24 protein-coding genes and 1 pseudogene are annotated in these 26,056 nt (G+C 59.3%); 15 read left to right on the forward strand and 10 right to left on the reverse strand.

All coding sequences use genetic code 11. The features are described 5' to 3' along the window. Positions 1-26: 26 nt before the first annotated feature. The 4 genes and pseudogenes from CKW20_RS11855 (at position 27) to CKW20_RS11865 (ending at position 3,709) form a co-directional block, all read left to right on the forward strand. The gene (locus CKW20_RS11855; protein ID WP_095053073.1) at positions 27-1,343 is read left to right on the forward strand and encodes a Na+/H+ antiporter family protein; all 1,317 of its coding nucleotides are present in this window, start codon (positions 27-29) and stop codon (positions 1,341-1,343) included. A 184-nt stretch (positions 1,344-1,527) separates the two neighbouring features. Next, positions 1,528-2,346, forward strand: a pseudogene (locus tag CKW20_RS30165) (cache domain-containing protein); the annotation flags it as partial. A 102-nt stretch (positions 2,347-2,448) separates the two neighbouring features. After that, positions 2,449-3,204: a methyl-accepting chemotaxis protein gene (locus tag CKW20_RS30170; RefSeq protein WP_371857428.1), complete on the forward strand. Its 756-nt coding sequence runs from the start codon at positions 2,449-2,451 to the stop codon at positions 3,202-3,204. Between the two features lie 340 nt (positions 3,205-3,544). Beyond that, positions 3,545-3,709 carry a metallothionein gene (locus CKW20_RS11865; protein WP_095053075.1) on the forward strand — a complete coding sequence of 55 codons (165 nt, stop codon included), beginning with the start codon at positions 3,545-3,547 and terminating at the stop codon, positions 3,707-3,709. A gap of 69 nt (positions 3,710-3,778) precedes the next feature. On the opposite strand, the gene CKW20_RS11870 is transcribed toward CKW20_RS11865, so the two are convergent. From CKW20_RS11870 to CKW20_RS11880, 3 genes are all read right to left on the reverse strand, one after another. Then, a complete protein-coding gene (locus CKW20_RS11870; RefSeq protein ID WP_095053076.1) occupies positions 3,779-4,006 on the reverse strand; it encodes a DUF6555 family protein in 228 nt (75 codons plus the stop codon). Between the two features lie 306 nt (positions 4,007-4,312). Then, entirely contained in the window at positions 4,313-5,347 is a 1,035-nt protein-coding gene (locus CKW20_RS11875; RefSeq protein ID WP_095053077.1) for a purine nucleoside permease, read from the reverse strand. A 23-nt stretch (positions 5,348-5,370) separates the two neighbouring features. Then, positions 5,371-6,327, reverse strand: coding sequence for a nucleoside-specific channel-forming protein Tsx (locus CKW20_RS11880; RefSeq protein WP_095053078.1), 957 nt, complete (start codon positions 6,325-6,327; stop codon positions 5,371-5,373). Positions 6,328-6,798: 471 nt separating this feature from the next. On the opposite strand from CKW20_RS11880, the gene selD reads away from it, so the two are divergent. Together selD and mnmH are read left to right on the forward strand one after the other, a co-directional pair. Next, positions 6,799-7,833, forward strand: coding sequence for a selenide, water dikinase SelD (selD, locus tag CKW20_RS11885; RefSeq protein WP_095053079.1), 1,035 nt, complete (start codon positions 6,799-6,801; stop codon positions 7,831-7,833). Beyond that, positions 7,833-8,936 carry a tRNA 2-selenouridine(34) synthase MnmH gene (gene mnmH, locus CKW20_RS11890; protein ID WP_095053080.1) on the forward strand — a complete coding sequence of 368 codons (1,104 nt, stop codon included), beginning with the start codon at positions 7,833-7,835 and terminating at the stop codon, positions 8,934-8,936. Before selD ends, mnmH begins: the two co-directional genes overlap by 1 nt. 91 nt (positions 8,937-9,027) lie before the next feature. Here the strand turns inward: mnmH and CKW20_RS11895 are convergent, their stop codons facing one another. Next, positions 9,028-9,702: a histidine phosphatase family protein gene (locus CKW20_RS11895; protein WP_095053316.1), complete on the reverse strand. Its 675-nt coding sequence runs from the start codon at positions 9,700-9,702 to the stop codon at positions 9,028-9,030. A gap of 294 nt (positions 9,703-9,996) precedes the next feature. Between CKW20_RS11895 and CKW20_RS11900 the strand changes: the two genes are divergently transcribed. Beyond that, complete coding sequence (locus CKW20_RS11900) at positions 9,997-10,704, forward strand: glutathione binding-like protein (RefSeq protein WP_095053081.1); 708 nt, start codon at positions 9,997-9,999, stop codon at positions 10,702-10,704. A 218-nt stretch (positions 10,705-10,922) separates the two neighbouring features. Beyond that, positions 10,923-11,897: a porphobilinogen synthase gene (gene hemB, locus CKW20_RS11905; RefSeq protein WP_030131534.1), complete on the forward strand. Its 975-nt coding sequence runs from the start codon at positions 10,923-10,925 to the stop codon at positions 11,895-11,897. Positions 11,898-12,010: 113 nt separating this feature from the next. Here the strand turns inward: hemB and CKW20_RS11910 are convergent, their stop codons facing one another. Beyond that, entirely contained in the window at positions 12,011-13,540 is a 1,530-nt protein-coding gene (locus tag CKW20_RS11910; RefSeq protein ID WP_095053082.1) for an FAD-dependent oxidoreductase, read from the reverse strand. Positions 13,541-13,728: 188 nt separating this feature from the next. On the opposite strand from CKW20_RS11910, the gene CKW20_RS11915 reads away from it, so the two are divergent. After that, the gene (locus CKW20_RS11915) at positions 13,729-14,823 is read left to right on the forward strand and encodes a DUF1615 domain-containing protein (protein WP_095053083.1); all 1,095 of its coding nucleotides are present in this window, start codon (positions 13,729-13,731) and stop codon (positions 14,821-14,823) included. A gap of 183 nt (positions 14,824-15,006) precedes the next feature. Next, positions 15,007-15,627: a glutathione S-transferase N-terminal domain-containing protein gene (locus CKW20_RS11920; RefSeq protein ID WP_095053084.1), complete on the forward strand. Its 621-nt coding sequence runs from the start codon at positions 15,007-15,009 to the stop codon at positions 15,625-15,627. A gap of 154 nt (positions 15,628-15,781) precedes the next feature. On the opposite strand, the gene CKW20_RS11925 is transcribed toward CKW20_RS11920, so the two are convergent. Further along, the gene (locus CKW20_RS11925) at positions 15,782-16,222 is read right to left on the reverse strand and encodes a CBS domain-containing protein (RefSeq protein WP_095053085.1); all 441 of its coding nucleotides are present in this window, start codon (positions 16,220-16,222) and stop codon (positions 15,782-15,784) included. Between the two features lie 321 nt (positions 16,223-16,543). Between CKW20_RS11925 and CKW20_RS11930 the strand changes: the two genes are divergently transcribed. Further along, positions 16,544-18,904 carry a DNA polymerase II gene (locus CKW20_RS11930; protein WP_176466891.1) on the forward strand — a complete coding sequence of 787 codons (2,361 nt, stop codon included), beginning with the start codon at positions 16,544-16,546 and terminating at the stop codon, positions 18,902-18,904. Here CKW20_RS11930 and CKW20_RS11935 read toward each other — a convergent pair. The 3 genes from CKW20_RS11935 to CKW20_RS11945 all read right to left on the reverse strand — a co-directional run bounded on the left by CKW20_RS11935 (position 18,869) and on the right by CKW20_RS11945 (position 21,417). Further along, positions 18,869-19,339, reverse strand: coding sequence for a DUF1810 domain-containing protein (locus CKW20_RS11935; protein WP_095053086.1), 471 nt, complete (start codon positions 19,337-19,339; stop codon positions 18,869-18,871). The two genes, CKW20_RS11930 and CKW20_RS11935, sit on opposite strands and share 36 nt — an antisense overlap. A gap of 30 nt (positions 19,340-19,369) precedes the next feature. Continuing rightward, positions 19,370-20,191 carry an aldo/keto reductase gene (locus CKW20_RS11940; RefSeq protein WP_095053087.1) on the reverse strand — a complete coding sequence of 274 codons (822 nt, stop codon included), beginning with the start codon at positions 20,189-20,191 and terminating at the stop codon, positions 19,370-19,372. A gap of 77 nt (positions 20,192-20,268) precedes the next feature. Next, a complete protein-coding gene (locus CKW20_RS11945) occupies positions 20,269-21,417 on the reverse strand; it encodes an aldose epimerase family protein (RefSeq protein WP_095053088.1) in 1,149 nt (382 codons plus the stop codon). Positions 21,418-21,667: 250 nt separating this feature from the next. On the opposite strand from CKW20_RS11945, the gene CKW20_RS11950 reads away from it, so the two are divergent. The 3 genes from CKW20_RS11950 (at position 21,668) to CKW20_RS11960 (ending at position 24,899) form a co-directional block, all read left to right on the forward strand. Then, on the forward strand, positions 21,668-22,417 hold the full coding sequence (locus CKW20_RS11950) for a hypothetical protein (RefSeq protein ID WP_095053089.1): 750 nt from the start codon (positions 21,668-21,670) through the stop codon (positions 22,415-22,417). Between the two features lie 244 nt (positions 22,418-22,661). After that, positions 22,662-23,447, forward strand: coding sequence for a sulfite exporter TauE/SafE family protein (locus CKW20_RS11955; RefSeq protein WP_095053090.1), 786 nt, complete (start codon positions 22,662-22,664; stop codon positions 23,445-23,447). Positions 23,448-23,540: 93 nt separating this feature from the next. Beyond that, entirely contained in the window at positions 23,541-24,899 is a 1,359-nt protein-coding gene (locus CKW20_RS11960; protein WP_095053091.1) for an erythromycin esterase family protein, read from the forward strand. Between the two features lie 18 nt (positions 24,900-24,917). On the opposite strand, the gene CKW20_RS11965 is transcribed toward CKW20_RS11960, so the two are convergent. After that, positions 24,918-25,286: a VOC family protein gene (locus CKW20_RS11965; protein WP_095053092.1), complete on the reverse strand. Its 369-nt coding sequence runs from the start codon at positions 25,284-25,286 to the stop codon at positions 24,918-24,920. 180 nt (positions 25,287-25,466) lie between these two features. Here CKW20_RS11965 and CKW20_RS11970 point away from each other — a divergent pair, with 180 nt between their 5' ends. Beyond that, the gene (locus tag CKW20_RS11970; RefSeq protein ID WP_095053093.1) at positions 25,467-26,000 is read left to right on the forward strand and encodes a DUF4174 domain-containing protein; all 534 of its coding nucleotides are present in this window, start codon (positions 25,467-25,469) and stop codon (positions 25,998-26,000) included. The last annotated feature ends 56 nt before the right edge of the window (positions 26,001-26,056 follow it).

The raw sequence follows: 26,056 nt of genomic DNA on the forward strand, positions 1-26,056 counted from the left end.
ACCGCGCTGCTTTTGAGGTAACAACAATGAATGCAGTAATTGCCGCGGTCGGCATCATGCTGATACTCAGCCTGTCCCGCGTGCATGTGGTAATCGCGCTGATTGTCGGCGCGTTGGTGGGCGGTCTGACCGGTGGCCTGGGCATCGACGCGACGCTGAAAGCTTTCAACAGCGGCCTCGGCGGCGGCGCGACGGTTGCGTTGTCCTACGCTTTGCTCGGCGCGTTCGCCGTGGCCATCGCCAAGTCCGGCCTGGCCCATGCGCTGGCCGACAAAGCCCTGGCCATGGTCGATCGCCAGCACGCCAACGGTGGCGGAAATGTCAAATGGCTGCTGATCGGCCTGCTGTGGGTGGTGGCCATCGCCTCCCAGAACATTTTGCCGATTCATATCGCCTTTATCCCGTTGCTGGTGCCGCCACTGTTATATGTGCTGACCAAACTGCAACTGGACCGTCGATTGATCGCCTGTGTCATTACGTTCGGTCTGATCACGCCGTACATGTTCCTGCCTGTGGGCTTCGGCAACATCTTCCTCAATGAAATCCTGCTGGCCAACGTCGCCCGTAGTGGCGTGGACATCAGTGGCATCAATGTCACCCATGCTATGGGTATTCCAGCGTTGGGCATGGTATTTGGCCTGGCGGCAGCGTTCATCAGCTATCGCAAGAAGCGCGTTTACGACCTGGAGAAGATCGAGAAAGTCGAACAGGTCGCGGTGCAGTACAACCCAATGAGCCTGCTGGTGGCCGGCCTGGCGATTGCCGCGGCATTCATTATTCAGCTACTGCTGGACTCGATGATTATCGGGGCGCTGGCGGGATTCCTGATCTTTTCGCTATCGGGGATCGTTAAATGGCGTGAAACCGATGACCTCTTCACCGAAGGCATGAAGATGATGGCGATGATCGGCTTCATCATGATCACCGCGTCAGGGTTTGGTGAAGTGATCAAAGCCACCGGACAGGTGCAAACACTGGTCGAGACTTCGGCTTTGTGGATCGGCCATAGCAAAGCTATCGGTGCGCTGCTGATGTTGCTGGTGGGCCTGTTGGTGACCATGGGCATCGGCTCGTCGTTTTCCACCGTACCGATTCTGACGGTGATTTTCGTGCCGTTGTGCGTGCAACTGGGCTTCAGCCCGATCGCCATCGTTTGCATCGTCGGCACCGCCGGCGCGTTGGGCGATGCCGGGTCACCCGCCTCGGACTCGACCCTGGGCCCGACCTCCGGTCTGAACATCGACGGTCAACATCACCACATCTGGGACACCGTGGTCCCGACCTTCCTGCACTACAACCTGCCGTTGCTGGCGTTTGGCTGGGTAGCAGCGATGGTGTTGTAACCACATTTACCTGTGGGAGCGTGGCTTGCCCGCGATGAACGATTACGCGGTGTGCCTGATAAACCGCGGCGCCTGAATCGCGGGCAAGCCACGCTCCCACAATGACCGCGTTCAACTTTTGAATTGGCCTGCCGTTAAAGCCTTTAACCACGCCAACAAAATCAAAAGAGTGAACGTCATGCGCATGAGCCTGAAGGCTAAAGTCCTGTCCCTTGCCGTCCTCCCGGTGCTGCTCTTTGCGCTGGTCATCAGCCTGACCACGTTGTTCATTCTGCAGGAGCAGGCTCGCAAGGAAGTCGAGGAAACCCGTCAGCGCCTGCTCAGCGATGCCAAGGCGACCCTGCAAAGTTACGTCGCCGTGGCCATGACCACGATCAAACCGCTCTACGACGCGGCCGCCCCCGGCGATGACGCGGCGCGGGCGCAAGTGATCAAGTTGCTGTCGAGCATCACCTATGGCAAGGACGGCTACTTCTTCGGCTACGACTCCAACACCGTGCGCCTGTTCAAGGCCAGCAGCCCCGAAGGCGTGGGCCAGAGCTTCAAGGACAACCGCGACCCGAACGGGGTCTACGTCAATCGCGACCTGGTGAAAGTCGCCAAGGACGGGACCCACTACCTGCAATACAGCTCGACGTTGCCCGGCAACACCCAAGTGCTGGTGCCCAAGCTCGGCTACACCGAATACCTGCCCAAGTGGGACATGGCGGTCGGCACCTCGGTCAACCTTGACGGCATCGAAGCCCAAGTGGCGGTGGTCGAGGCCAAGGTCCAGGAACGCATGCAAGGCGTGGTGCTGAGCATCGTCGGGATTGCCGTGGTGGTGCTGTTGGTGATTGCCGCCGCCGGGATGCTGCTGGCCAACACCATCCTGCGTCCGCTGCACCTGATGAAAGCCAATCTCGACGATATCGCGGCGGGCGAGGGCGACCTGACTCGGCGCCTGACCATCACCAGCCAGGATGAACTCGGCGAATTGGCCGGCTCGTTCAACCGTTTCGTCGACAAAATTCATGGCTTGGTACGCCAGATCACTGAAATGACCTCGCAACTGACCGGGCTGGTGAATCAGGTCTCCGATCAGGCCCAACGCTCGGATCAGGCCATGGAACGCCAACGTCACGAGACCGATCAGGTAGCCACGGCGATCAACGAAATGTCAGCGGCGGCTCAGGAAGTGGCCAAAAGCGCACAAAACGCGGCGGTCGCTGCCCAGCAGACCGACGAAGAAGGCCAGGCCGCCAAGCGCGTGGTAGCTGGCAGTATCGTGAAAATTCATGCGCTGGTGAACGACATTCGCAGCAGCGGCGTGTCCCTCGACAGCCTGCAAAAAGACGTGTCGTCGATTGTCAGCGTGCTCGGGGTGATCCGTTCGATTGCCGAGCAGACCAACCTTCTGGCGCTCAACGCCGCCATTGAAGCGGCCCGCGCCGGTGAGGCCGGGCGTGGTTTTGCGGTGGTCGCCGACGAAGTGCGTGCATTGGCCAGTCGCACGCAAATCAGCACCCAGGAAATCCAGGGCATGATCGACCGCTTGCAGGCCGGCACCCAATCGGCAGTCGAAGCCATGCGCCGCTCCAGCGAGGCCGGCGACGGCACGTCGGCCCAGGCCAATGAAGCGGGGGCATCGCTGGACGCCATGGCCCAATTGATCGGCACCATCAACGCGATGAACGCCCAGATCGCCAGCGCCGCCGAAGAGCAAACCGCCGTGGCCGAAGAAATCAACCGCAGCGTGCATCAGATTGCCGTGGCTGTGGACAACGTCGCCGACGAAACCCAACTTGGCGCCCAGACCTCACGCAGCCTGGCCGACCTTGGTCAACGCCTGGGGCAACTGGTCGGGCAATTCCGTATTTGATTGATAGTGCTCGTGTGGCGTGGGGGCTTGCCCCCCAATGCCGGTAAATCAGGACGCAGAACCTGTAGGAGCGAGGCTTGCCCGCGAAGAATGCGCCGCGGTTTTTCAGGTATTACGCGTCATCGTTCTTCGCGGGCAAGCCTCGCTCCTACAGGTGCTGTGCTTCCCCCCACGCCACAGGGCAGTGTTCGTCCCTGAATAGCAGCATCGCGACTACCCTCATTAGTAAGCAAGCACCGTCCAAGCGTTGGTTTGAACCCGTATCCGGAACGGGCGGTCATTTGCTTCAGGTGGCGCGCACCCGCGGCACCTTGACGACCACAACAATGGAGTCAGACTCATGATCGACAGTGAAAGTATCTGCGACTGCCCCAAATGTTCCTGCAAACTGGGCGAACATCCGATCGCGCGTCACGGCAAGCACTATTGCTGTGAAGCCTGCGCCAAGCACCACGAACATGGCGAAGAATGCTCCACCAAAGGCTGCAAGTGTGCTCAACACTGACTGTTCAACCCAAAAGTGGAGCCGTCCAGGCTCCACTTCGGTTTGAATCTTTCCCCTCCTTTTTGACGCTCAACTGGCCGGTCGCCAGGTCACATTCTCGATGCCGAATTTTTCCGCCAGCGGTTTGCTGGTCTTTTGCACCCGCTCACGGCCAAAACGCGGGATCCGGCCGATCCCTGCGTCGCAACTTGCCCAGTGCCAAGCCTCTGCATTGTCCATTTTGTCCAGGCGGATAATGAAAGACTTGGGCTGGCCATGAAGGGTGTATTCAATAACGAAAAGTTTTGCATTGTTCATAAAGCCTGTATTCCTCCCTGTAGTTATAGAAGGATCGCGAGGCGCGGGGAAAATTCAGTCGGTTTGTCGGACGGTGACAGTGACTGGCGACAGCCGGACGCTTCGTTATCATGGAGCCTTCCTGACCCCCAATGATCCTAGTCTATGGCCCAAGGTGCGCCGGCGGAACCATCACAGTCGGCATTTATGTTGAATGTTCTGGCCCTATCGCGAGCAGGCTCGCTCCCAGTTGATTTGCGCCGCTCACATGATTTGTGAGACCTCTGTAGGAGCAGGCTTGCCCGCGAAGGCGTCCTCCAGCCGAACTCAGACCTCAGGCACGCCTTTCTCCCAAGCCGACCAGTTCTGCAAAATTTCCTGCACCAGCGGGTTCCCCGTGCGGTACAGATTCTCCAGCGCCGGCACAAACCCACCTTGATCGGCGTATTTGAGCAGGTTATCCACCTCACTCTGTCCCGGCGCCGGCCGGTCGAAGTCAGAGCCTGCGCGCACCACTGCCAGGCGCCGGACATCCACCAGCCCCTCGCGGCTGGCGCGCAGCAGCGCTTCATAGGTGGAATTGTCTTCCTGCTGAGTTGTGCAATAGACCCCTTCGTTATTGGTCAGCAGCTTGGTCCAGACTTCCGCCCGTTCACTCAACCGCGTCCCGGAAAACCAGGTATTGCCCGCCAGCGTGTCGCATTGGGTCACCACGGGCGGCTGATTGGCCGGCGCGGATGGATACTTCAAACGCCATGCCGCCGATTCCTTGCTTTCGCTCAGCTGGACCTTGTGGCTCAGGGCGAACGCCTTGGCCTGCAACTTCGGATTGAGCTCGAAGACTTCGGTCTTGTAATCCAGCGGTGGCTTTTCGTTCGGGCCTTGGGTGTTGATGCCCAGATAACCGGTCGGCCAGTCTTTCGGTGCGTCCCGGGAATCCAGCTCCCATTGGGTGCCGAACTCCACCAGATAGTGTGCCCACGCGGTGGTGCCGATGGTGCCATGGTGCGGGCTGATGCCGGCAATCCCGGCGATCAGGAAGTAACTTTTGCGCAGGTCGAATTTCGGCGACAGGGCCAGGGCCAGGGTAGAAGCCGCGGCATTGGTCTGGCCCATGCCGGTGACCATCAGGCACACCTGTCGGGTGTTGCATCGAATGTTCGGGTACTCGGCGGACAGACCCGGCACGCGGACTTCTTGCTTGAGCTCCAGACGATCGATCCAGTTCTGCGCCTCGGGGGCGAACATGGTGATCAGCATTACTTTCGGCTGGATCGGCGCTTCAGTCGCCCATGTAGCGCAAGAGAGCAGGGTGCCTACCGCAAAACCGACAGACAGGGAAATACGCGTCATTGCATTCATAAAACCTCCAGATTCAATAAGCCTTAGAACTGATAACCGACACCGGCGTAGTAGCCCCAGCCGTTGGAACGGGCGCGAAAGTCACCGTCGCCGAAATTCAATTCACTGCCATCCTCCCAGTTGCCGCCGTTGTGGAAGTAACGGCCGACCAGGGTGAAACGCAAGTGAGTGAAGGCGTAGAGCAACACGTTGGTGGCCACGGTGGCGTTGGCGGTGCGGGCCGGGTTGTCCTTGTGCAGGTCGGAGCCGAAGTCGAAGTTGGTGAAACCGATGTAGGTCAACGAAGCGCCGTTGCTGAAACTGCTGATGGGCACGATGTATTTGAGCTGGGCGCGGTAGCCGTCCCACGAATACTCATTGCTGGCGCCGTAGTTTTCCCACTGATAGCGACCGTAGAAGTTGGCCGACAGGTTGACCCGCGAATGGGTGTCGATGTCGGTACCGAGGCCGCTGTACAGCGTGTTGGCGCGGTTGGCGCTGTTGCTGCCGTGGTCGTAGATCCAGTCGAACGCTACATACCACTCCTTGAACGGCCCGATGGCCAGGCTGCGGCCGGCCAGGTAGTCGATGGAAATCCGCGGTTCGTGCTCCATGAACACTGGCGAACCGTGGTCCCACACGCCTTTGTCATGGCTGTTGCCGATGTCGAAGATCTTCGGAATATCGATGTAGCCGTACAACTCGAACGGCCCCTTGCGGCCGAAGTATTCATATTCCAGGTAGATATCGTCGGCCGGTTGCGGGCCGAAACTGATGTCTTTGCTGCCGATGATAGTCAGGTCCTGGTTGAACCAGTCCGACAGGTAGGCGCCTTTTTTCGGCGGGCTGGCTTCAGGGCTGAGAGCTTCGCCCTGGGCAGATTCTTCGGCGGTGGCCGGTTGGGCCAGAACATGGCTGCTGAGTAGTCCTGTAACGCTGGCCAGCAGCAAGGAAACAGCAAAAGTGCGCGAGCAAGTCACGCGACGGGAAGTGCAATGCATTAAAAGTCCCTTTTCGTACGGATCAAAAACCCGGTGGTGCGGGTAGGTGGCGAACAGGCCGGTATCGGCGACTAGCAAACGTTTGCATAAGACATACCAGTTTGTTTAATGCACTGAAAAATAGTGGGAATTGCTGGTTTTTCTGTCCTTTTGGTCAAGGATTTGGAGGGATGAGCAGAAAGAGTAGTTTCAGGGCGAAGGGGGATCTGGCGGGGATATGCACCAAAATGGTGTCGATTGGCCTAACGGGGGCAAGCCCCCAATGCCAGTCAGCTAAGACACGGAACCCTGTAGGAGCGAGCTTGCTCGCGAAAGCGGTGTGTCAGGCGACATCAATATTGACTGCGCCTGCGTCTTCGCGAGCAAGCTCGCTCCTACAGGGGGCGCTTAACTGACAGGCATTAGGGCAAGCCCTCTCGCCAAAGGGTTGCTGTAGAATCCTCGGCATTGACTTCACAAGGTGCACACCCGATGAGCGAGCCGATTCGTCTGACCCAATACAGCCATGGCGCAGGCTGTGGCTGCAAGATTTCACCCCAGGTGCTGGAGGTGATTCTGGCCGGCAGCGGCGCGCAGAACCTGGACCCGAAACTCTGGGTCGGCAACGCCTCGCGCGATGACGCGGCGGTATATGCCATCGACGAAGAACGCGGCGTGGTCTCGACCACTGACTTTTTCATGCCGATCGTCGACGATCCGTTCGATTTCGGCCGCATCGCCGCCACCAACGCCATCAGTGACATTTACGCCATGGGCGGCGATCCGTTGATGGCGATTGCAATTCTCGGCTGGCCGGTCAATGTGCTGGCGCCGGAGATTGCCCGGGAAGTGATTCGCGGCGGGCGTTCGGTCTGCGATGAAGCGGGAATCCCGTTGGCCGGTGGCCATTCCATCGATGCACCAGAGCCGATCTTCGGCCTGGCCGTGACCGGGCTGGTGGAAAAGCGCCACATGAAGCGCAATGACACCGCCACTGCCGGTTGCTTGCTGTACCTCACCAAACCCTTGGGCATCGGTATCCTCACCACGGCCGAGAAGAAGGGCAAGTTGCGCAATGCCGACATTGGCCTGGCTCGTGACTGGATGTGCACCTTGAACAAACCCGGCAGCCGTTTCGGCAAACTCGACGGCGTGACCGCAATGACCGACGTCACCGGTTTTGGCCTGCTCGGGCACTTGGTGGAGATGGCCGACGGCAGCAACGTGACTGCCTGCATCGAATATGACCGAGTGCCGCTCCTGCCGGGTGTCGAGTATTACCTCGATCAGGGCTGCGTGCCGGGCGGCACGCTGCGCAATTTCGACAGTTACGCCAGCAAACTGGGGCGGCTTCAGGAAATGCACAAACGTGTGCTCTGCGATCCGCAGACCAGCGGTGGCCTGCTGATTGCGGTCACGCCTGAGGGCAATGAACAGTTTTTGGTGGTGGCAGCCGAACTCGGCTTGACCCTTGAGCCGATCGGCGAACTGGTTGAGCGACAGACTAACGCGGTAGAGGTGTTTTGATGTCCATCGACTTCACCGATTACCGCGACATCTTTCTCAACGACCGGCCGATGATGGATACTCGCGCGCCGGTCGAATTCCTCAAGGGCTCATTCCCCGGCGTGGTCAATCTGCCGCTGATGAATGATCTCGAGCGGCAACGGATCGGCACTTGCTACAAGCAGCAAGGTCAGCAAGCGGCCATCACCCTGGGACATCAATTGGTGTCTGGCGAGATCAAGGCTGAGCGCATCCAGGCCTGGGCCGATTTTGCCCGGGCTCATCCGGATGGGTATTTGTATTGTTTTCGTGGCGGGCTGCGTTCGCAGATCGTTCAGCAGTGGCTCAAGGACGAAGCCGGTATTGACTATCCGCGAGTCGGCGGCGGCTACAAGGCCATGCGCACCTTCCTGCTCGATACGCTCGATCAAGCCATTACCCAATGTGATTTCGTCTTGCTGGGCGGCATGACCGGCATCGGCAAGACCGAGGTGCTCACGCAATTGAGCAACGGGCTGGACCTGGAAGGGCATGCCCATCATCGCGGCTCCAGCTTCGGCAAACGCGCCACCGGCCAACCCTCCAACATCGACTTTGAAAACTGCCTGGCGGTGGACGTGTTGAAAAAGCGCGCCCGTGGTATCGAACAGTTCGTGCTGGAAGACGAGAGCCGCGCGATCGGCAGTTGCGCCTTGCCGCTGCAGCTATATCAGGGCATGCAGCAGTTTCCGATGGTTTGGCTGGAAGATAGCCTGGAAGGGCGGGTCGAGCGCATTTTGCGCGATTACGTGGTGGACTTGTGCGCCGAGTTCATCGAAGTGCATGGCGATGAAGGCTTCGCGCTGTTTTCCGAGCGGATGCTGGCGAGCCTGAACAATGTCCAGAAACGTCTGGGTGGCGAACGCCATCGGCGGATGTTGACCTTGATGGAAGACGCACTGGCAGAACAGGCGAACAGCGGTGCGGTGGATTTGCATCGGGGCTGGATCGAAGGGTTGCTGCGTGAGTATTACGACCCGATGTATGCGTTTCAGCGGGAGAAGAAGGGGGCGCGAATCGAGTTTGTCGGGGAGCGGGGTGCGGTGCTTGAGTACCTGCGAGCGCGAGGTAATCAGCGGGGTTAGGTGGGGGGTACTGGCCTCTTCGCGGGCAAGCCTCGCTCCTACAGGAGCGAGGCTTGCCCGCGAAGAGGCCCTGACAGGCGCGCCCGACTGCTTACGTCGGACAGGTCTCCTGACCGTTATCCAGCCCTTGTTTGTAGCTGCGGCTCTGCAGGCTGGCCTTGCCGTTGTGCCAGGTCAGCGTGAGCACGTACAGCGAGTCGTAGTCGCTGGATGCCCAGTCATCGGTGATGTTCTGTTTCTTGCCGACGGCTTCCCCGGCGACTTTATTGATCAGTTCGGGCAGGTAGCCGTGGGACCAGGCCGTATAAATGACCGAGTTGTGATACTTGTCGTGGAGCAGCTCATCCGCCAGGTCACTGGTGTCGTTGGCCGAGAATTCGATGTTCACCGGCAAGCCGAGCTTGATTGCGCTGGGGCTGATGGTCATCAGGGGGCGGATGTAACTGTAGGAATTATCAAATTCGCCTTCCTCGACATTGCGCGTCGGATTGGCAGCAAACACGTAGTTGGCCTTGCCGAATTTTTCCGGCAACAAGGTGGCCAGGTCGATGGCGCGGTTCAGCCCCTGACAATTGAGCTGACCCAGGCCACCGACGGGTTTTTCTGCGTGGCGTAAAAACACCAGCGTCTGGGTTCCGTCCGCCGGTTGGGCACGGCTTTCGCTGGACTCCAACGAAAAAAACACGGCGCAGGCCGCCAACAAGGCAGGCAGTAAGACATAGGCGCGATGTTTGAAGCGTTGGGCGAATTTCAGTGGATTCATCATCGAATAGGTCATCTTCAGCGCATTCGGTTAAGGCTGACAAACCTTGACACCGTGAGCTTATGGCTACGGGTGTTTTCCATGTCGTTGACTCGCTCCATTTCCTATAGGGCAATGCTCAGAGTCCTCTGAAGCCCTTTGGTTCGATCCGAGCGAAGTGCCTGGCACTTTAGCGGCAACCTTGAACGGATTGGAAGAAAGGTTATCGACAGGATGTTGCGGATTTATGGACGCGGTACACATATGCGCCCCGTCCCCATTATGATCTTCACTTCGATTTTCTCGTGGATGCCCCTTATGACCGATTTGTCTGCATTCCCCATCACTCAAAAATGGCCGGCCCAATACCCGGAGTGGATCCAGCTCTATTCCTTGCCAACACCCAATGGCGTCAAGGTTTCGATCATGCTCGAAGAGATCGGGATGCCCTACGAGCCGCATCGTGTGGGCTTCGACACCAACGATCAGTTGTCCCCCGAATTTCTGTCGCTGAACCCCAACAACAAGATTCCGGCGATCCTCGACCCTCACGGTCCGGGAGATCAGCCGTTGGCACTGTTCGAGTCAGGGGCGATTCTGATTTACCTTGCCGACAAGAGCGGGCAGCTGTTGGCGCAGGAATCGGCGGCGCGTTACGAGACCATTCAATGGCTGATGTTTCAGATGGGCGGTATCGGGCCGATGTTCGGCCAGCTCGGTTTCTTCAACAAATTCGCTGGCAAGGACTACGAAGACAAGCGTCCCCGTGATCGCTACGTCGACGAAAGCAAGCGCTTGCTCAAGGTTCTTGATGGCCGTCTGCAAGGGCGCGACTGGATCATGGGCGAGCGCTACACCATCGCCGACATCGCGACCTTTCCGTGGGTGCGCAACCTGATCGGCTTCTATGAGGCCGGTGACCTGGTGGGTATCCAGAATTTCCCCAATGTCACCCGCGTGCTGGAACGTTTTCTGGCGAGGCCGGCGGTGATTCGCGGGCTGGAAATTCCCAAACAACCCCTTTGAATCCGTCATCACCAATGAGATGTCACTGACATACCGCTATCGCGGGCAAGTCGGATCGCCGCACCGCCGCTCCCACGGGGTTCTGTGCGGGTTGCGGCCGATTGTTGCCGCTGCGGTAACGCAGTCTTGAGCGATCGAGATTTGTGCCCCGCGCCTTGCAGCGCATAAGCTTCGCCCCCTACGACTTTTGTCTCATTCACCGTTTTTCAGGAAGACCCATGCCCAGTCAGTTCCCCGAAGCACGTCCACGCCGTCTGCGCCGCAATGCGAGCCTGCGCAGCCTGTTCCAGGAAACCGAGTTCAGCTTGAACGACCTGGTGCTGCCGATTTTCGTCGAGGAAGAAATCGACGATTTCGTGCCGATCAAGAGCATGCCCGGGGTGATGCGCATTCCCGAGTCGAAATTGGCCGGCGAGATCGAGCGTTACGCTCGGGCCGGGATCAGATCGGTGATGACGTTTGGCGTGTCCCATCATCTGGACAGCAGCGGCAGCGATACCTGGAGCGACAACGGCCTGGTGTCACGCATGTCGCGTATCGCCAAAGACGCCGTGCCGGAAATGATCGTGATGTCCGACACCTGTTTCTGCGAGTACACCGACCACGGCCATTGCGGCGTGCTGCACCACCACGAAGTCGACAACGACCAGACCCTGATCAACCTCGGCAAACAAGCCGTGGCGGCCGCTCGGGCCGGCGCTGATGTGATCGCACCGTCGGCGGCCATGGACGGGCAGGTCCAGGCCATTCGCCGGGCGCTCGATGAAGCGGGTTTCAGCCAGACCGCGATCATGGCCTATTCGACCAAATTCGCTTCGGCGCTTTATGGTCCGTTTCGCGAGGCCGGCGGCAGTGCGCTGAAGGGCGACCGCAAAAGCTATCAGATGAACCCGATGAACCGCCGCGAAGCGGTGCGTGAGTCGCTGATGGATGAGCAGGAAGGCGCCGACGCGCTGATGGTCAAACCGGCCGGTGCGTACCTGGACATCATCCGCGACATCCGCGAAGCCTCGCGTCTGCCACTGTCGGCGTATCAGGTGAGTGGCGAGTACGCGATGATCAAATTCGCCGCCCAAGCCGGGGCAATCGATGAAGACCGAGTGGTGCGTGAGAGCCTGGGGGCGATCAAACGGGCCGGGGCGGATTTGATCTTCACCTACTTCGCGATGGACCTGGCCCTGGCCGGGATCTAACTGTTTTGAAAGATCGTTCCCATGCTCCGCGTGGGAACGCCTCCTGTGACGCTCTGCGTCACGCTTGATTCCCACGCAGAGCGTGGGAACAATCAGCCTCGTTAATCTTGGGTTCAGCTGAAGAAAGGCCGAATCCCACGGTCCCGGAAATACCGCTCGATCACCTTCGGATCGGCGCTGTACTCGGCAATCGCGACATAGGTATCCGGCCGCAGCAGGTAAAACCCGTTGCGCGCCAGCCCTGCTGTTTCAAATACAGGCCGCCAGTCGAACACCTGCAACGACAGATGATGCTCGGTGCACCAGGCGATCATCTCGTCGCTGGTGTCGCCATACACATGCACCTGCCAGGTCAGGTTTTTCAGTGACTCGAAATTGTCCCCTTCACCATCGTGGGCCCAGGGCAGGCGATCACCGCCGTGAACGTCGCCGGCGACCCCCTCGCTCAATGGCATGCCGCGATAGTTGAGGGTGGTCTGCGACACCGTGCGAAACATGAATTCCCGAACCGCCTCCAGCGATGTCATTTTCGGGATCAGAAATGGCGCCACGCGCATGCGCAGCAAGTCGGCCACTCGTCCTTCGGCGGTGACGAAATTGAAGACCCGGTCGGTTGTCGCCACCAATCGTCGGGCAAAAGCGATGCGTTCGGTTTCATAGCTGTCGAGCAGTTTGCTCGTGGCGCCACCGCGGAGCACCGCGGCGAGTTTCCAGGCCAGATTGATCGCGTCGCCAATCCCTGTGTTCATGCCCTGGCCCCCCGCCGGGCTGTGGACATGGGCGGCGTCACCCAACAGAAACGCGCGCCCCGTGCGAAAGTGATCCGCTACCCGGTGATGCACACGGTACGTCGAGAACCAGTTCACCTGATCGATCTGCACCTTTAAATGCTCGATGGCCCGGCTGCTGACGTCTGCAAACTGAAGGGTTTCGGCACGCTCGGCGCGTTCGTCGCGAACGGTGCCGATCAGTCGGGCGCGACCTTCACCGGCCAAGGGGAATACGGCGAGGAAGTCGGCTTCATCAAGGTCCACATGTAATTCACCGTTGAACGTCGGGCCGCGAGCCTGCACATCCGCCACGTAGAAAATCTGCTGGTAGGTACCACCCGGAAAACCAGTGTCCAGGGTTTTGCGCACAATCGAGCGGGCGCCATCGCAGCCGGCGAGGTAACAGGCCTGGCAGGTTTCCTGCTGGCCATCGGGCAAGCGCAGCCGGGTGGTGATGCCATCACCGGTTTCTTCAAAATTTTCCAGTTCGGTATTGCGCTCCACCGTAATACCGAAGGCCTTCAGGCGTTCGATCAGCAGGCGTTCGTGCTCGTCTTGCGGATACATTTCCAGAAACGCGTAGGGCGTCAGACCTTCGCCAATGGTGCTCAGCGGCAGGCGTGCAACGGGTTCGCCCTTGACCCAGAAATTCGCCGCGGCCACTTTATGGCCGTTTTGCACAACGGTGTCGCTGAGGTCGAGCTGGCGATACAGTTCAAGCGTTCGCGCCTGTACTGCCAGCGCGCGTGAAGTAGTGCCAGGTTCCGACGTCTTGTCGATAATGCGCACCCGAATTCCCAGTTTGCTCAGCCACAGCGCCAGTACCAATCCGGTCGGGCCGGCGCCGATGATCAGCACATCGCTACGGTTCATGAGCTGTCCTCCTCGGTGTGTGGATCAAGTATGGTTCAGCCCGGATGCACCGGCCGGCCGGCTGCCTAACGGAATGCCGCTACAGCGTGCTCCGGGTCAGGGGAACAGTCCCCCACCGTCACAGTCATAGCCTGCGCCATGCATTGATCGTATGGTTAACCCGGCCCAACGGACTTTGATGGAGCACCATGCAAGCCAATCGATTGATCATGAGCGTCGCGGCACTGTTGGTGCTGGCCGGTTGCGGTTCCCAGCGCACTCAAGAACCGCCGGCCCGCAAGCCTGCCGAGGTCAAGGCAGAGATCATGCGTCTGCTGCCGGCCAAAACAGTCGACCGCCAGGGCTGGGCCACGGACATCTACGCTGCGTTTGCCGCGCAAAAAATTTCACCGACCACGCAAAACCTGTGTTCGGTACTGGCGGTCACCGAGCAGGAATCGACGTTTCAGGCTGATCCGCCGGTACCAGGCCTGGGCAAGATCGCCCGGGACGAGATCGACCGCCGCGCCGGCAAGGCCCACATCCCCGGCCTGCTGGTGAGCGGTGCCTTGCAGGTAAATTCACCCAATGGCAAAAGTTACAGCGACCGGCTGAATGCCGCGCGCAGCGAAAAAGAACTCAGCGCGATTTTCGATGATTTCATCGGCATGGTGCCCATGGGCCGGACACTGTTCGATGGTTTCAACCCGGTGCACACCGGCGGGCCGATGCAGGTCAGCATCGATTTTGCCGAGCAGCAGGCGCGGGATTATCCCTACCCGGTGGACCGCTCGATTCGCCGCGAAGTGTTCACGCGTCGCGGTGGTCTGTATTTTGGCATTGCCCACTTGCTCGGCTATCCGGTGAGCTACAAGCAGCCGCTGTATCGCTTCGCCGATTTCAACGCCGGTTGGTACGCCAGCCGCAATGCGGCATTTCAAAATGCGGTAAGTCGGGCGACGGGCATTCCGCTGGCGCTGGATGGCGATCTGGTGCGCTACGGCTCGATCATGCCTGGCACTACGGAATTGGCGGTGCGTACGCTCGGCAAGCAATTGGACATGCGCAACCTGACCATTCGGGATCAATTGGAGCAGGGTAACAGTCTCGAATTCGAGGACACCAAGCTGTATCGGCGCGTGTTCGCCTTGGCCGAGCAGGCTGAAGGCCGACCATTACCCCGTGCGGTGTTGCCGGGAATCCTGCTACAAAGCCCGAAAATCACCCGAAAACTCACCACGGCGTGGTTCGCCAAGCGGGTCGATGAGCGTTATCAGCGCTGTATGAAGCGCGCGGGGATGTGAACGAGCCAGAAAATGTTGTGGGAGCGAGCCGGCTCCGGGCGGCGTTCCGACGATGACGGCGGTATATTCAGCATCAATATTGGCTGACCCGCCGCTCCCACAGGGGCGACGGGCGCTGATGAGACAACCGAACGCAATCTTCAGCAGCTGCTACAAAGAGAGAGTCGCAGAGGAGATTTAGTCATGTACCAGCTTTACGGACATCAGAACTCGGGTGCGGCTGCCATCGAAGCCGCGTTGGAGTTGTGCGAGGTTCCTTATCGCTTCATCGATGTTTCATCGTCCCCGGAGGCGGTTCAGGCGTTGGAGAAGCTCAATCCGCTCAAGCAGATTCCCACTCTGCAACTGCCCGATGGCGGCGTACTCACCGAGAGTGCGGCCATCCTGATCCATCTGGGTCTCACGTTCCCGAAGTCGAACCTGCTGCCGGAGAACCCGCTCAAGCGTGATCAGGTGATTCGTGGCCTGGTGTACATCGTCAGCAATTGCTATGCCGCCATCGGCATTATCGATTATCCCGAGCGCTGGCTGGCCGAGGCGGACGAATCATCCAGGGAAAACCTCATGGCCGGTGCCCGTCAGCGCCTGCACTGGAGTTGGGAGGTGTTTGCCGATCAGTTCGCCGGCAAGTTGTACCTGGGCGAGGGAACACCGGGCGCGCTGGATATTCTGGCGGCGGTGGTGACGCGCTGGGCGGGTACCCGGGAGCACTTGCGCACCGCGCGGCCGGGGTTCTCTGCCTGGCTCGAACGCTTCGACCGGCACCCGGCATTGGCGCCGGTTTTCGCGCGGCATTGGCCATAGGAACACCGCCAGTCCAATGTAGGAGCGAGCGGTGCGGCGATCCGACTTGCCCGCGAAGAACGATGACACGGTTCATCAGTTCCACCGCATAACAGCTTTCGCGGGCAAGCCTCGCTCCTACAGGAGATTTTCGCTGCATCGGGATTGCCGCGTTTTATTCGCCGCGAATGTACTGCTCCAACTGACGAATCAGTTCAGCCTGTTCGGCAATGGCTTCCTTGACCAGGTCGCCGATGGACAGCAATCCTATCAACTCGCCGTTTTCCACCACTGGCAAGTGCCGCAGGCGTTTTTCGGACATGATGCCCATGCAGGTTTCGACGGTTTGGTGGGTGTCTACGGTAATCACCGGCGCCACCATGATGTCGCTGACCGGGGTGCCGACGGAGGAGCGCCCCTTGAGCACCAGTTTGCGCGCATAGTCACGCTCGCTGATGATGCCGACAACCTTTCCCTCTTTCAGCACCGGTAACGCGCCGACGTTTTTTGAAGCCATCACCATCAGTGCTTCCAGCACCATCTGATGAGGCGCAATGGTGTGGACTTCCTGATTCTGTTGGGCCTTTAACTTGAGCAGTTGGGCGACGGTTTTCATGACGGATTCTCGGGTGTTGTCGTTGTTCTTGAAGAATCGTAGAGACGCGCTCACAGAGCAAGGCAGAAAGCGGCACATATCGCGCAAAAAGCGTCATTCAGCGATTTTTCTTTGATTTTGTGGCGAGGGAGCTTGCCCCAATACCAGTCAGTTAAACGCAAAACGGACACGTAGGAGCCAGGCTTACCGGCGAAAGCGCTCTTAAGGACGCTTCGCCGGCAAGCCTGGCTCCTACGAAAAGCGTTCACTCGCAAGCCCCCTCACCACACCGCCGATCACGCGTAGAATGACCCCTTGAATCAGATCGTTGAGGTTGCAGTGGTGGATTTACAGCAGGGCTTCGTCCTGACCCGGCATTGGCGCGATACACCGGCCGGCACGGAAGTCGAGTTCTGGCTGGCGACCGATGCCGGTCCAAGGCACATCCGCCTGCCGTATCAACCGTCGGTCGCGTTCATTCCGGCGGTCCAGCGTGAGCAGGTCGAAACGGTTTTGCGTGGCGAGAAAAACGTCGAGCTGAAGCCCTTGGCACTTCTGGACTTCGAACATCGCCCGGTGCTCGGCCTGTATTGCCAGCAGCACGGTCAGTTGATGCGCCTGGAAACCGCACTGCGCAAATCAGGCATTGATGTCTTCGAAGCCGACATCCGCCCGCCGGAACGCTACATGATGGAGCGTTTCATCACCGCGCCCGTTGTGTTCGGCGGCACGCCCAGCGACGAGGGCCTGCTGCTCGATGCGCAGATGAAACCCGACCCCGGCTACCGGCCGAAGCTCAGGCTGGTCTCGCTGGATATTGAAACCACCGCTCAGGGCGAGTTGTATTCAATTGCCCTGGAAGGCTGCGGCGAGCGTCAGGTGTACATGCTCGGGCCGCCCAATGGCGATGACAGTGGGGTGGATTTCCAGCTCGAATACTGCGACTCGCGAACCCTGCTGCTGAAAAAACTCAATGAATGGTTCGCCCGGCACGACCCCGATGCCATCATCGGCTGGAACGTTGTGCAATTCGATCTGCGCGTACTGCACGAACATGCTCGCCGCCTGGCGGTGCCGTTGAAGCTGGGGCGTGGCGGCGAAGAGATGCAGTGGCGCGAGCACGGCAGCCGTAACCATTACTTCGCCTCGGCCGCCGGCCGGTTGATCATCGACGGCATCGAATCGCTGCGCTCGGCGACCTGGAGCTTCCCCTCGTTCAGCCTGGAAAACGTCGCGCAAACCCTGTTGGGCGAGGGTAAGTCGATCGACAACCCGTACCAGCGCATGGACGAAATCAATCGTATGTTCGCCGAGGACAAACCGGCCCTGGCGAAGTACAACCTCAAGGACTGCGAGTTGGTGACGCGGATCTTCGCCAAGACCGAATTGCTGACCTTCCTGCTCGAGCGCGCCAGCGTCACCGGTTTGCCGGCGGACCGTAGCGGTGGCTCGGTGGCGGCGTTCACTCATCTGTATATGCCGTTGATGCACCGGCAGGGCTTCGTCGCGCCGAACCTCGGCGGCAAACCACCAGAGGCCAGCCCCGGCGGTTTTGTCATGGACTCGCAACCCGGGTTGTACGAATCGGTGCTGGTGCTCGACTACAAAAGCCTCTATCCGTCGATCATCCGCACCTTTCTGATCGACCCGGTGGGCTTGATCGAAGGGCTCAAGCATCCTGACGACAGCGAGTCGGTGCCGGGCTTTCGCGGTGCACGTTTCTCAAGAACCCGGCATTGTCTGCCGGCCATCGTCGCTCGGGTTGCCGAAGGTCGCGAAACCGCCAAGCGCGAACACAACGCGCCGCTGTCCCAGGCGCTGAAGATCATCATGAATGCCTTCTACGGCGTGCTGGGCTCCAGCGGTTGCCGCTTCTTCGATACACGGCTGGCCTCGTCCATCACCTTGCGCGGGCACGAGATCATGTTGCGTACCCGCCAATTAATCGAAGCGCAGGGCCACGCGGTGATCTATGGCGACACCGACTCGACCTTCGTCTGGCTGCGCCGCCCCCACGGTCAGGCAGAAGCCGCGCAGATCGGCCACACACTGGTAGACCACGTCAACCAGTGGTGGCGCGAGCATGTGAAGCAGGAATACGGGCTGGAAAGTGCCCTGGAGTTGCAGTTCGAAACCCACTACAAGCGCTTTCTGATGCCGACCATTCGCGGCGCCGAGGAGGGCAGCAAGAAGCGCTATGCCGGATTGGTCACCCGCGCGGACGGCACCGATGAAATGGTCTACAAGGGCCTGGAAACCGTGCGCACCGACTGGTCGCCGTTGGCCCGGCAATTCCAGCAGGAGCTGTACCTGCGCATCTTCAATCGCAAGCCCTATCAGGATTACGTGCGTGATTATGTGCGCAAGACATTGGCCGGTGAATTCGACGAGCGCCTGATCTATCGCAAACGCCTGCGCCGTACTCTCGACGACTATCAACGTAACGTGCCGCCCCATGTGCGGGCCGCGCGGATCGCCGACGACTACAACGACCAGCAGGGACGCCCGCGGCAATATCAGAACGGCGGCTGGATCAGTTATGTCATCACGGTCGCCGGCCCCGAGCCGCTGGAAATCCGCAGCGCGCCCATCGATTACGACCATTACGTCACCCGGCAGTTGCAACCGGTGGCGGATGCGATTCTGCCGTTCGTGGATGATGATTTCTCAACGCTGGTTGGGGGGCAACTGGGCCTGTTTTGAGTCCAGCAGCGACAGTGTCCAGTCATCCGGTATGCCATGAAAATACTGATCCAGCGCCTGATGGAACAGGCTGCCTTTTGGCGAAACCTGGGCGAACAGCGTCATTGATGAGTGGAACTTGAGGTTGTCGGGGTGACCGAAAATCTTGGTGATCGACTGATGAGGAACGTCCAGGACCAATTGCGTGCAGGCACGCAAGCGTGGACCCAGTAACGGATGCTCCAGATACGCGGTGGCTTCTTCACTGGAGCGAATGGCAAAGTAGCGGGACATCTCGCTGTCGCCCAACCCGGAAAACTGCGGAAAAATAAACCACATCCAGTGCCGGCGTTTTTGTCCGGCGCGCAGCTCCTCCTGCACCCACTCGAACACAGGGTCCTGCGCCTGGACGAAGCGTGGCAAGTTGAAAGAATCGAGCTGATCGGTACTTCTCATGCCGATGCCCTCTGACAGAATCGCGATGGCTCAGACCATGGCCAACCGCTGCTTGCGTTGTGGCGCGCGAAAAGCTTGGTCCAGCGCCTCCAGATCCCCAACTTCAAGCCGCAATTGCGCCGCTTGCGCATTGAGCTGCACATGTTCGGGACGGATCGCTTTGGGGATGGCGATCACGCCGTTCTGACGCAGAATCCATGCCAGCGCTACCTGCGCCGGTGTCGCCTCGTGACGGGCGGCAACCTGCTTGAGCGTCGAATTGTTCAGCATGCTCCCGCCCTGGCCGATCGGACAATAGGCCATCACCGGCATCCTTTGATGTTGACTCCAGGGGAGCAAATCGAATTCGATGCCGCGTTCTTCCAGGTTGTACAGCACCTGATTGGTGGTGCAGGCAGGCGAGGCCAATTCGTCCAGGTCGCCCAGATCGAAGTTGGACACGCCCCAACGGTCGATTTTGCCGCTTTCACGCAGGCGTTCGAAGGCTTCGACGGTTTCCTCAAGGGGATACTCGCCACGCCAGTGCAACAGGTAAAGATCGATGTAATCGGCATTCAACCGCCGCAGGCTACGTTCGCAGGCCTGGGGGATGCCCAGGCAGCTGGCGTTGTGGGGGTAGACCTTGCTGACCAGAAAAACCTGGTCGCGCCTGCCTGCGATGGCCTCACCCACCACCTCTTCAGCGCCTCCTTCGGCGTACATTTCAGCGGTGTCGATCAGGGTCATGCCCAATTCGATGCCCAAACGCAACGCTGCAACTTCCTTTGTGTGTCGGGAGCGTTCCTCTCCCATGCGCCAGGTTCCTTGGCCGATGACCGGCACATGGACGCCGGCCAGCTCAAGAGTACGCATGGATCCTCCTTTGCGAAGTGCGATCGATACTTCAGTTGGCAGCAAAATAGCCCGGTGGTTCCGTTCGGTCAAAAGATCTACAGGGTAGAAAACTTGTACACCGTTGTCTGGGCATAACGCTTGCCCGGGGCCAGCCGTGTGGACGGGAAGTTCGGCTGATTCGGCGAATCCGGATAATGCTGAGTCTCTAAAGTAAACGCCCCCCAATGCGGATACATCTTCCCGGCCTTGCCCACGACCGTGCCATCGAGGAAGTTGCTGGTATAGAACTGTACGCCAGGTTCGGTCGTGTAGAGCTGCAACCGGCGCCCGGATTGCGGATCGCTGACATCGGCGGCGAGTTTGCCCAGATCACCCTTGGCGTCCAACACCCAGTTGAAGTCGAAACCGCCGTGTTTCGTTTCGGCGAATTTCAACTGCGGATGATCGGCTTTGATGTGTTGACCGATGGCGGTCGGTTGGGTGAAGTCCATGGGCGTGCCGGCGACCGGGGCCAGTTCACCGGTGGGGATCAGTTTGCCGGTGACTGGCGTATAGCGGGCTGCGTGCAGGGTGGCGAGTTGCTTCAGTACGTCACCGTTACCGGCGCCGGCCAGGTTGAAATAGCTGTGATTGGTCAGGTTGAGCACCGTGGGTTTGTCAGTGCTGGCTTTGTACTCGATGCGCAGTTCATTGTTCTCGGTGAGGCTGTAGGTGACCTCGGTTTTCAGGTTACCGGGAAAGCCCATTTCACCGTCCGCCGACAGGTACGTCAGGGTCACGCCCACCGAATCCTTGCCCTTGTTCGGTTCAGCTTTCCACACCCGTTTGTCGAAACCTTGAGCCCCGCCGTGCAGCGAATTGCTGCCGTCGTTGAGTGGCACCTGATAGCGCTTGCCGTCCAGTTCGAAGGCGCCGTTGGCCAAGCGATTGCCGAAGCGGCCGATGGTCGCGCCGAAGTACGCGGTGCCGCTTTGATAACCCTGCACATCGTCGAAACCGAGCACCACGTCGTCAAGCTTGCCGTTCTTGTCCGGCACTTTCAGCGACTGCAGAATCCCGCCGTAGGTAATGATCGTGGCTTGCAGACCATGGCTGTTGCGCAAAATGTATTGCTCGACGGGCGTGCCGTCATTGGTTTTGCCGAAGGCTTTATGTTCGCTGGACAAGCCGGCGGCATGAGCGGGGAGGGTGGCGATCATCAGGGACAGTCCGAGGCCGGAGAGCAGGTATCGAGATTGAAGCATGGTTGACCTTCCTTTTTGTTGTTCTATTAGAAGTAGTCATACTAATGATCGAGTTTTAACGAGATCATGGCAGGATTTATAGCTTGTTTATGGAAGGTTGCAATTATAAAGTATGACTAATATGAGGTCGCCTTCACGTTAGTCAGCGCTTACGGACCACCGGCACTGCACTTTTTCGGCTTTCACGGTTCTATCCTTGGCCAGCCCGCGGCGATCCCCACCGCCGGCCCATGCCCAAGTTCAAGAACCCATGGCTCGAGTTTTACCCCGCTTTAACCTGCACATTCGCCGTCATTGCTTGCTGCTGATTAGCTTGTCGATGCTCTTCGCCAGTGGCTGCAGCCATCAGCCGGGCAACGATATCGTCAGCCAGTTTCGCAACGGCCAACCTCAGGAATTCCTCCAGACCAGCGTCGACCGTATGGCGACCCTGACGATGCGCGACAACCTCGAAAGCCTCTACCTGCTGATGAACAAGCTCTACCTGCGCAACCCGGATGAGCTGAAAAAATCCGGCTTCCTCAATGTTGGCACCGCGGGAAAACAAGTGCGCTTGGCCATCGAACAGCAACAGCCGTTACCCACCCTCGGCGGTAAAAAAGACCTCGCCGCGCTGAGCTACGCCATGAGCCCGGAATTCCTCGGCGATCGAGTCGGTGCCTTCATCTATGCCATCGGCAGCATGCTGGTGACGGCCCATGGCAATCGGCTGGAGTTCTACATGACGGACGCGATCAACCCGACCTTCGTCAGCAATGCCGCGCGTAACATCGAGAAAGCCACCTGGATCTTGAGCCAGCGGCAAAACCAGCAGGGCGAGCCTTTGCTGTTTTCCAACGAAATCTCGGAAGAGGGCAGCAACCTGAGTTTTGCCGTGGAGTTTGGCAAAATCGTCGCGCGCCTGGACCTGCTGACCCAGATGCTCGACGAGCGCTACCGACGGATCGGCCTCAACTACGCCCAGAGTTTGCTGTTTTTGAATTTCTTGCCGGTGCAGTGAGATAAAACCTAGCCCGCTGTAGGAGCGAGCTTGCTCGCGAAAGCGGTATATCAGGCGACATCAATGTTGACTGTACCGCCATTTCGCGGGCAAGCCCGCTCCTACAGGGCGATAGGGGTTGGGGGTAGGGGCGATATTCCGATCAGCGAGTGGGCATAACGATAGACCGCATCGATATAACTGGTTATAAGAAAAATCGCTATGCTGCGAGCCGGTTATTTCCTGCGATTTTCTGGGCGTATTAATGGAATTCGGTAATTTCGGGTTGGTCGTTGCAGGTCTGGTGGTCGGCTTTATCGTCGGCATGACCGGCGTTGGGGGCGGTTCGTTGATGACTCCCATTCTGTTGTGGTTCGGCGTCAACCCGGCTACGGCGGTGGGCACGGACTTGCTGTACGCGGCCATTACCAAATCCAGCGGCGTGCTGGTTCATCGCAAGAACAAAAATATCGACTGGGCGATCACCGGTTGGCTGACCCTCGGCAGTGTGCCGGCGGTGGCGCTGACACTATGGTTCCTCAGCACTTTGCAGACCTCACCCGACGCGATGAACGCCGTCATCAAACAGGCGCTGGGCTTCGTACTGTTCGCCACGGCGCTGGCGATTTTCTTCAAGAAACGCTTGCTCGATTTCGCCCACAAACGGGCGGGCGGTCACTACAACCCCAGCGGCTCGCGGTTGAATGTGCTGACCGTCATTACCGGTCTGGTCCTGGGCACCATGGTGGCCCTGACCTCCATCGGCGCTGGCGCTCTGGGCACGGTAGCGCTATTCATTCTGTACCCGATGCTGGCTACCCGCCGCCTGGTCGGCACCGAAATCGCTCACGCGGTGCCCCTGACCCTGGTCGCCGGCCTGGGCCATGCGAGCATGGGCAACATGGATTGGCACATTTTGGGCTACTTGCTGGTCGGTTCGCTGCCGGGGATTTACCTGGGCAGCCATTTGACCGGGCGTATCTCCGACGAACTGCTGCGTCCGTGCCTGGCCACGATGCTGGTGCTGATCGGCTACAAACTGGCGTTCTGATCCGGCACCGTATACATCACTGAATTTAGCGGAATCATGCCCTCGCTGACGTAGTCAAAACTATGACCACGTTCAGATGAGGTCATGACGTCCATGAACAGCCCCGTAAACGATCTTCTACGACGGTTCCGCCGCCCCCGTGGCGAATCACCCGGCAACGCGGCCGAAGTGCTGCGCCGTCATGCCGAGCCGTTGCCTGCACTCGACTCACCTGAATTCGGCGAACTGTTTGACCGCTTTGGCGATGCCAGCGTGGTGCTGATCGGCGAAGCCAGCCATGGCACTCAGGACTTCTACCAGACCCGAGCGGCGATCACCCGCCGCCTGATCGAGCAGCACGGCTTCGGCATCGTTGCGGTCGAAGCCGACTGGCCCGATGCCGGCCAGATCGACCGATGTGTCCGCGACCTGGGCCGCTCCGCCTGGAAAAAACAGGCCTTCGCCCGATTCCCCACCTGGATGTGGCGCAACACGGCCGTGCAGACCTTTACCCGCTGGCTGCACCACCATAATCGCGGGCTGACGCTCGAGCAGCGGGTGGAGTTTCGGGGGCTGGATGTTTACAGCATGCGTCACTCCATCGACGAAGTGCTGGGCTATCTCGATAAGACCGACCCGCAGTTGGCGAAAGAGGCCCGCCATCGCTACAGCTGCCTGACGCCGTGGCATGACGACCCGGCGCTGTACGGTCATTTCGCCGAACGGGGCAATATGGCCACGTGCGAGGACGCAGTGGTCGAGCAATTGAATGTGCTGCTGGGCGAACGGCTTGATCCGATGGTCGCCGACGACGAAGCGTTTTTCAGTGCCACCCAGAACGCTCGCGTCGTGCGGGCTGCCGAGCAGTATTACCGCGCCATGTATCGCGGCTCGACCGCCTCGTGGAACCTGCGTGACCTGCACATGTTCGATACCTTGCAAACCCTGATGGCGCATCGCGGGGCAGGCGCCAAAGCGGTGGTGTGGGCGCATAACTCACACATCGGCAACGCCGCCGCCACGCAAATGGGTTGGGAGGGGCAGTTCAACATCGGTCAGTTGTGCCGCACGGCCTACGGCTCACAAGCGGTGCTGATCGGCATGGGCACCGACCACGGCACCGTCGCTGCCGCCGATGACTGGGATGAGCCGATGCAGGTCAAACAGGTGAACCCGGCATTGGCCGACAGCTGGGAACAACTGTTTCTCCAGGCCGGAGTTCCCGCAGCGCTGCTCGACTGGCGGACGTCACCAAGCGATGAGTTGCTGGACGTACTGGCCGAGCCATTGCTCGAGCGCGCCATCGGCGTCATCTATCGCCCCAGGACCGAGCGCCAGAGCCATTACTTTCAGGCAGTACTGGCGGAGCAGTTCGACGCGTTTGTCTGGATCGAAAAAACCCATGCGGTCTCGCCATTGCCGGCGCCTGAATTCATGGAGCACGAGGAAGACACCTTTCCGTTCGGTATATGACATGCAAGTGACGGGCATCTATTCCCGGGTAAAAATCTCCAGCAGATGCCCGTCCGGGTCGTCGAAATACACTCGCCGGCCCCCGCCGTAATCATTGATCTCATTCGGCCGTTGTTTGCCCGGATCGGCCCACCAGGGCTGCTTGCGCGCTTGCAGGTGAGCGAAGGCCGCATCGAAGTCTTCGTCGCCAATCAGGAACGCATAATGCTGGGAGGCAATCGGCGGGTCATTGTTGTAGAAGTCCAGCGACACACCGTTATCGAATTTGACCACCAGCATTGGCCCGAACGGCTCGGCATCGGGCAGGCCGAGGAGGTCTGTCAGGTAGCGGGCCGACACCTGTTTGTCACGGCACCAGACGATGGTGTGGTTCAGCTGAGCGCTCATGGAAAAATCCTCACGGCGAATCAGGTCGTGCAAGTGGTGCTATGAGATTAGCTCAGGCTGTTGCGCAATGACCGCCCTGACCTAAGCTTGGGGCAAGGCGAAACACAATTGCAGTGCGTCACCCGGAACGTTCGCCGCGATGCGCAATCATTAGAGCGTGGATATCAAAAGGAGATGCGCATGCTCATCAGGTCTTTGACCCTGGCTACTCTGCTGGCTTTCGTCGGCCCCCTGTTCGCCGCCGATGACGATTCCCCTCTGGTTAAAGACGTGGGCAGGGCCCGTCCCCTGATTGTCATCGCGCCCAGTTCGGTCGATCCCACCTGGGTCAGCCTGAAAAAATCCCTGGATGAACCCGCCAGCCGCAAGGGCTTCACCGAGCGAAACATGGTGCTGTACACCGTGATCAACACGATGGGGCAGCGTGACGGCAAAGACCTCGACCCGCAAACGACAATGGCCTTGATTCGCTCGCTCAAGCTGGGCGCCGGGGCGAAGAGCAAAATCATCCTGGTCGGCAAGGACGGTGAAAAGAAGCTTGAAAAGGATGTGGTCGAGCTGAAAGAAATTTTCGCCACCATCGACCAGTTGCCTGCAGCCGAGAAAGAAGCCACGGTGCCACTACCTCCGCCGGTCACCGAAACCGCGCCGGTCAAGGGCGCAAAAGGCAAACCGGCGAAACCTGCCAAGCCGCCTGAGCAGCCGGATGATTGAGTTCTGCTGAGCCCTTGTGATGATGGGGTTTGTGTGGCGAGGGAGCTTGCTCCCGT

It is taken from the genome of Pseudomonas sp. Irchel s3b2, from assembly GCF_900187445.1.
Taxonomy (GTDB): domain Bacteria; phylum Pseudomonadota; class Gammaproteobacteria; order Pseudomonadales; family Pseudomonadaceae; genus Aquipseudomonas.

Bases quoted from the DNA above. Each gene is read 5' to 3' on its own strand.
- CKW20_RS11910 (WP_095053082.1), bottom strand. From the start codon at position 13,540: ATGAACCGTAGCGATGTGCTGATCATCGGCGCCGGCCCGACCGGATTG.
- CKW20_RS11920 (WP_095053084.1), top strand. From the start codon at position 15,007: ATGTACCAGCTTTACGGACATCAGAACTCGGGTGCGGCTGCCATCGAA.
- CKW20_RS11960 (WP_095053091.1), top strand. From the start codon at position 23,541: ATGAACAGCCCCGTAAACGATCTTCTACGACGGTTCCGCCGCCCCCGT.
- CKW20_RS11870 (WP_095053076.1), bottom strand. From the start codon at position 4,006: ATGAACAATGCAAAACTTTTCGTTATTGAATACACCCTTCATGGCCAG.
- hemB (WP_030131534.1), top strand. From the start codon at position 10,923: ATGCCCAGTCAGTTCCCCGAAGCACGTCCACGCCGTCTGCGCCGCAAT.
- CKW20_RS11945 (WP_095053088.1), bottom strand. From the start codon at position 21,417: ATGCTTCAATCTCGATACCTGCTCTCCGGCCTCGGACTGTCCCTGATG.
- CKW20_RS11900 (WP_095053081.1), top strand. From the start codon at position 9,997: ATGACCGATTTGTCTGCATTCCCCATCACTCAAAAATGGCCGGCCCAA.
- CKW20_RS11970 (WP_095053093.1), top strand. From the start codon at position 25,467: ATGCTCATCAGGTCTTTGACCCTGGCTACTCTGCTGGCTTTCGTCGGC.
- CKW20_RS11865 (WP_095053075.1), top strand. From the start codon at position 3,545: ATGATCGACAGTGAAAGTATCTGCGACTGCCCCAAATGTTCCTGCAAA.
- CKW20_RS30170 (WP_371857428.1), top strand. From the start codon at position 2,449: ATGGAACGCCAACGTCACGAGACCGATCAGGTAGCCACGGCGATCAAC.
- CKW20_RS11915 (WP_095053083.1), top strand. From the start codon at position 13,729: ATGCAAGCCAATCGATTGATCATGAGCGTCGCGGCACTGTTGGTGCTG.
- CKW20_RS11895 (WP_095053316.1), bottom strand. From the start codon at position 9,702: ATGATGAATCCACTGAAATTCGCCCAACGCTTCAAACATCGCGCCTAT.
- CKW20_RS11955 (WP_095053090.1), top strand. From the start codon at position 22,662: ATGGAATTCGGTAATTTCGGGTTGGTCGTTGCAGGTCTGGTGGTCGGC.
- CKW20_RS11965 (WP_095053092.1), bottom strand. From the start codon at position 25,286: ATGAGCGCTCAGCTGAACCACACCATCGTCTGGTGCCGTGACAAACAG.
- CKW20_RS11880 (WP_095053078.1), bottom strand. From the start codon at position 6,327: ATGCATTGCACTTCCCGTCGCGTGACTTGCTCGCGCACTTTTGCTGTT.
- CKW20_RS11925 (WP_095053085.1), bottom strand. From the start codon at position 16,222: ATGAAAACCGTCGCCCAACTGCTCAAGTTAAAGGCCCAACAGAATCAG.
- CKW20_RS11950 (WP_095053089.1), top strand. From the start codon at position 21,668: ATGGCTCGAGTTTTACCCCGCTTTAACCTGCACATTCGCCGTCATTGC.
- selD (WP_095053079.1), top strand. From the start codon at position 6,799: ATGAGCGAGCCGATTCGTCTGACCCAATACAGCCATGGCGCAGGCTGT.
- mnmH (WP_095053080.1), top strand. From the start codon at position 7,833: ATGTCCATCGACTTCACCGATTACCGCGACATCTTTCTCAACGACCGG.
- CKW20_RS11940 (WP_095053087.1), bottom strand. From the start codon at position 20,191: ATGCGTACTCTTGAGCTGGCCGGCGTCCATGTGCCGGTCATCGGCCAA.
- CKW20_RS11875 (WP_095053077.1), bottom strand. From the start codon at position 5,347: ATGAATGCAATGACGCGTATTTCCCTGTCTGTCGGTTTTGCGGTAGGC.
- CKW20_RS11935 (WP_095053086.1), bottom strand. From the start codon at position 19,339: ATGAGAAGTACCGATCAGCTCGATTCTTTCAACTTGCCACGCTTCGTC.
- CKW20_RS11855 (WP_095053073.1), top strand. From the start codon at position 27: ATGAATGCAGTAATTGCCGCGGTCGGCATCATGCTGATACTCAGCCTG.